The organism is Prevotella sp. AM34-19LB (assembly GCF_003468525.1).
Taxonomy (GTDB): domain Bacteria; phylum Bacteroidota; class Bacteroidia; order Bacteroidales; family Bacteroidaceae; genus Prevotella.
The window spans coordinates 1-4,857 of record NZ_QSIG01000089.1; the positions used below are offsets into that span (position 1 = coordinate 1).

Annotated in this window: 4 protein-coding genes; 3 read left to right on the plus strand and 1 reads right to left on the minus strand. The window is 46.9% G+C overall.

The genetic code is table 11. The features are described 5' to 3' along the window. Positions 1–315 precede the first annotated feature (315 nt). Positions 316–912, plus strand: a complete 597-nt coding sequence (locus DW830_RS15080) for an anthranilate synthase component II (protein WP_119250460.1) — start codon at positions 316–318, stop codon at positions 910–912. Here DW830_RS15080 and DW830_RS15085 read toward each other — a convergent pair. After that, positions 890–1,873, minus strand: coding sequence for a tyrosine-type recombinase/integrase (locus tag DW830_RS15085; protein ID WP_119250458.1), 984 nt, complete (start codon positions 1,871–1,873; stop codon positions 890–892). The genes DW830_RS15080 and DW830_RS15085 overlap by 23 nt on opposite strands. Positions 1,874–2,298: 425 nt before the next feature. On the opposite strand from DW830_RS15085, the gene DW830_RS15090 reads away from it, so the two are divergent. Both DW830_RS15090 and DW830_RS15095 read left to right on the plus strand, forming a co-directional pair. Beyond that, entirely contained in the window at positions 2,299–3,603 is a 1,305-nt protein-coding gene (locus tag DW830_RS15090; protein ID WP_119250459.1) for a DUF3575 domain-containing protein, read from the plus strand. A gap of 5 nt (positions 3,604–3,608) precedes the next feature. Beyond that, the gene (locus DW830_RS15095; RefSeq protein WP_233544579.1) at positions 3,609–4,598 is read left to right on the plus strand and encodes a DUF5119 domain-containing protein; all 990 of its coding nucleotides are present in this window, start codon (positions 3,609–3,611) and stop codon (positions 4,596–4,598) included. Positions 4,599–4,857 lie beyond the last annotated feature (259 nt).

Below are 4,857 nucleotides of genomic sequence, written 5' to 3' on the forward strand. Positions count from 1 at the left end.
AGCCATACCTCCCCATTTGGGTGAAATTTATCTTTCTTGGTATTACCATGAACAAAATTATCACCTCGATGAGTATTTTCTCGAAACTTTTTGTTAACTTTGCAGCCGAATCTTCAACTGCATCTTTAAAGATATCCATATATTGGTCAAGTCCTGTATTCATATAATTTTGCGTTTGTCGTGATTTGCAAAGTTACTGAAAATCAGCGACTTGACCAACTTTTTATAGTTAAGTTTTCATAAGCATTTCTTAATATAAGTTATTGATTTACAGACGATTAAATGTTAATTTAACGCAGTATTGAAATAATGAAGATGAAAATAGTAATCATAGATAACTATGACTCCTTTACTTATAATCTTGCCCATTTGGTAAAGGAGTTGGATGCTGAAGTGACGGTGTTCCGTAACGATCAGTTTCAGCTGCCGGAGCTTGACCGTTTCGACAAGATCATATTGAGCCCAGGACCAGGTATTCCTTCGGAGGCTGGACTTCTGATGGATGTGATCAGGAAATATGCTGGCAGAAAACCGATGCTGGGAGTTTGTCTGGGTCATCAGGCTATCGGTGAGGCTTTTGGTGCTAAACTAACCAATCTCTCTGAGGTTTATCATGGAGTAGCTACACCTTGTACTCAGTTTGGTAACGATCCTATTTTTGAAGGATTGCCTAAGCGTATCGAGATTGGCAGATATCATTCCTGGGTAGTAGATAAAAGTGGTTTTCCTGATTGCCTGGATATTACGGCTGTAAGTGATGATGGTCAGATTATGGGTCTCAAGCATAAGAATTACGATATTCGAGGCATTCAGTTTCACCCAGAAAGTGTGCTGACACCTGATGGAAAAAAGATGATTCAGAATTGGTTAGAAAAAACCTTTCAGAAGCCTAGCAGGCTGCTAAACCCCTGAGCTGATAGTTCAGCAGATGGGTGGCGCTGGATAGCATCTGGTCGGTGATATGCGCATATTGCTGCGTGGTGTTGATGTTCTGGTGTCCCAGATACCTCATGATGGTATAGAGATTCGTGCCCTGCGTCAATAATAGGGTGGCGCAGGTGTGGCGGCCCGAATGGAAGGTGATATGCTTGTCGGAGATGCAGCAGTCTTCCAGCCATACTTCCAGATGCTCGCCCAGATGATGGGGCGAGAGATGGGCGAAGAAATAGGGGGTATCATCATTCTTGGCATGAAGCTTCGAGAGAATATGGTGCGCCTCTTCCGGTAGCGGAAGCCGGAGCCAGCGCTGCGTCTTCTTCATCTTCTTATATATATAATAGGTGTCATCGCGTTTTTCGATGTCATGGATGGATAGACTCAGGATATCGCTTTTCCTCAGTCCCGTGATGCAGCTTAGCAGGAATGCCTCCTTCAGCTCGGGAGTATTACAGGGTGTTTCGCTCAGTTTGATGAGTTCCTCCTGGGTCAGGGCTGTTCTTTCCTTATACTGTGCTTTGACGCGATAGGAATGGGGCAGCAGGTCGAATGGGTTCTGCTCCAGCAATCCCTGTCTCACGGCTTCCCTCAATACCGATTTCAGGATATTCACCTTCAGATGAATGGTGCTGTCGGATAGTTTTCCGGGTGCTTTCATGTTTTTATGCAGGTCGTGGGCTGATCGGAGATAGTCGATAAACTGCTTGACGGTTTCCACATCCACCTTTTTCAGCGGAATGTCGCTTCCGCCGAAGGTCTCCAGGTGCTTCAGCATGCCCAGTACGCTGCCGCATCTTCCCTCATATATTTTCTCTCCTTCCTTGCGTCTTTCATCCGCATAGCTTCGGGTAAACTCTCCTAATGTAATACCTTTTGATTTCTTACGTGCGTTTACTGCGAATTTCTTGATTCGGCTAAAGAATGAAAACTTCATCATATCGTTTGTTGTTTAAAAAATGCTTTTTTAGTTATTTAAGTTACAAAGGTATCGCTTTTTTCTAGAATAACCAAACAAAAGGAAGAAAAGGGATAGAAAAAGCGTGATTTTGTGCAACAGTTGTACGTTAACTTTAGCGCTGCAAAGGTAGTATAATTTGTTCAATTCGCAATAATTTCAAACTCTCTTTTAATGTTTATTAATAAATTATAGTCAATATTTCTTGTTTTGTGGTCAAAAAGGGTATATTTGTGCCATTTTAGCTAAAGCAAACAACACTAAAAAGACATTTTTAGGATTTATTTCAGTCATCTGATACAGTTAACGTACAACTGTATCAGACCCCAAGTCTATCTTTTGATAAGAAGACAGGTAAGACTCAAACAAGAACGATTAGAATTATAAACTCATAACGATGATGATATATGATGAAAAAAATAGTAATGGTAATGCTTCTGCCCACTACCCTGGTGGCAAACGCATACGCCGGAACGGTTAGCGATAGCTTGCGGACTACGCTCTATTATCGCTCAGGCTATTCATTATTAGAACTCTCCTATATGGATAATGCCGCCAAGCTTGAAACCCTCAAGCAGGGGATCAGAAGCATCGGGGACAACCCCAACACGGTGCTGCAGCATGTCAAGATCCTTTCGGCAGCTTCGCCGGAAGGTAACACCAAGCTCAACAAGCGACTGGCGAAAAGGAGAGGAGAGCGCCTGCGCGACTATCTCAAGGAAATGCTGAATCTGCCAGACAGCGTCTTCACGGTTTCCTCCGCAGGAGAAGACTGGGAAGGACTCGCCCTGAAGATACAGAAAGAAAATGCGCCGTGGAGCCGCAAAGCCCTCTACATCATTCGGAACACCCCTGAATGGATCGTAAGAAACGGAAAGGTTGTAGATGGAAGAAAACGACAGCTCCAGAACCTCGATGGCGGAAAGGCATGGAAATACATGCTCGCCAACCACTTCGACAGCCTCCGCTCCGGAGCACTCGTGGTTTGCGAAATCCGACACATTGTGCCATCTGTCAGTCCGACAGATACCCTCACATTGATTCAGAATCAGCAAGGCTGCGAACAGGATTCGCTCCTGCAGAAGGATGCCCGGGATGCAGCTTCCCAGCTACAGGTATATCCTGGCGGGAATGCTGCCGAAACCGAAAATGCAGCCCATGCATCCGGCAGAGACTCCTACTATGCCCTGAAGACCAACCTGCTCTATGATGCCCTCCTCGTGCCGAACCTCGGCATCGAGACCAGCATAGGCAGGGGATGGACCCTCGGAGCCAGCGGAATGCTCGCCTGGTGGAGCAAGGATGCCAGCCACAAATACTGGAGAATCTACGGTGGAGAAATGGAAATCAGAAAATATTTCGGCAGGAAAGCCAAGGAAAAACCGATGCAGGGACATCACATCTCCCTCTACGGACAGTTCCTCACCTATGATATCGAAAACGGCGGCATCGGTCACCAGAGCAAGAAAACCTACGGAGCAGGAATGGAGTACGGATACTCACTGCCGATAGGAAGACGCCTGAACCTCGACTTCGGACTGGGCGTGGGATACATCAAGTCCCACTACAAGACCTATGAGCCGAAAGACGGATGCTACGTATATGAGGCAACCCGCAACCGCACCTGGATAGGACCTACCCGCGGCGAAGTATCGCTGGTATGGCTCCTCGGCAACGGAAACACCAATAGCAAGAAAGGAGGTAAGAAATGACTAGTATGACAGAGTTAAGACAATCAATGATCCTATTCTTCCGCGTAATCGTCTGCGCAGCCTTCTTGCTGATGATGGCAGAACTGCTCTCATCCTGCGAGCACAAGGACCTCTGCTACGACCATCCCCACCGGCAGAACGTGGAAGTGATGTTCGACTGGAGCACCGATCCCGATGCCAATCCAGCCACCATGAGCCTCTATCTCTATCCCGAGGAGGGAGGCGATCCCATCAGATACGAGTTCACCGACAAGAACGGCGGAAACATCTCTGTGGCAGCAGGCACCTACAGGGCAATCTGCGTAAACAGCGACAAGGAAACCCACCGCATCCTCGGCAAGGATCACTTCGAAACCTTCCAGGTAACATCAGCCGAAACCCGAGCCCTGCAGGGACACCTCGCCACCATGGCAGGAGCCGCACCGATGGGACGAGGCACCGAGAAGGAAAGAATGATGCAGCAGCCGGAAATGCTCTGGAGCAGTCATGCCGACCGCATCGTAGTGAAGCCAGCCGGAGAGAAGACCGTCATCAAGATGAAGCCGGAACCGAGAGTCAAGCAGTGTACGGTGGAAATCAAGAATGTGGAGAACATCAGCGGAGTGAAGGCGATGAGTGCCAGTGTATCGGGAATGACTGGTGGATGGCTCGCCGGTCTCGACCAGCTCTCGGATGAGAAGGTAACCATGCCGTTCGTAGCCGAAGCCGATGCAGCCAATAAGATGGTAAAAGGCAGTCTCACCCTCTTCGGTCACTGTCCGGTACAGCCCAACAAGCACATCCTGATGGTCTATGCGCAGCTCACCGACGGCACCAACTGGTATTACGAGAAGGATGTCACCGACCAGGTGCATGATAAGAATCAGAAAGACGATACTCACATCAAGATAGAGTTGGAGCAGCTTCCATTGCCGAAGCCAGCCCCAGGTACCGATGGTGGTCTTCAGCCGAGCGTAAGCAAATGGAATGAGATATACATAGATATCAAAATGTAGAATAGATATTGTCTATTATCAATAAGGATATTATCTATCATTAATAAGATATAAAAAACATAGTATTCCTCAAATCCGCAACCTATAGGGTTTAGTGGGATTTTGCTTGCAAAGCGACAAAATTCATTTTATTGTACATATTTCTTGCACAACAGAAATGTCGCAGACACAAAATCCCCTTACCCCATAAAGCGACTTGAGGTAATACGCTGGTTTAACCAGAAAAGCATGGTCTTTAACCAAAGTCTGTCTTGAACAG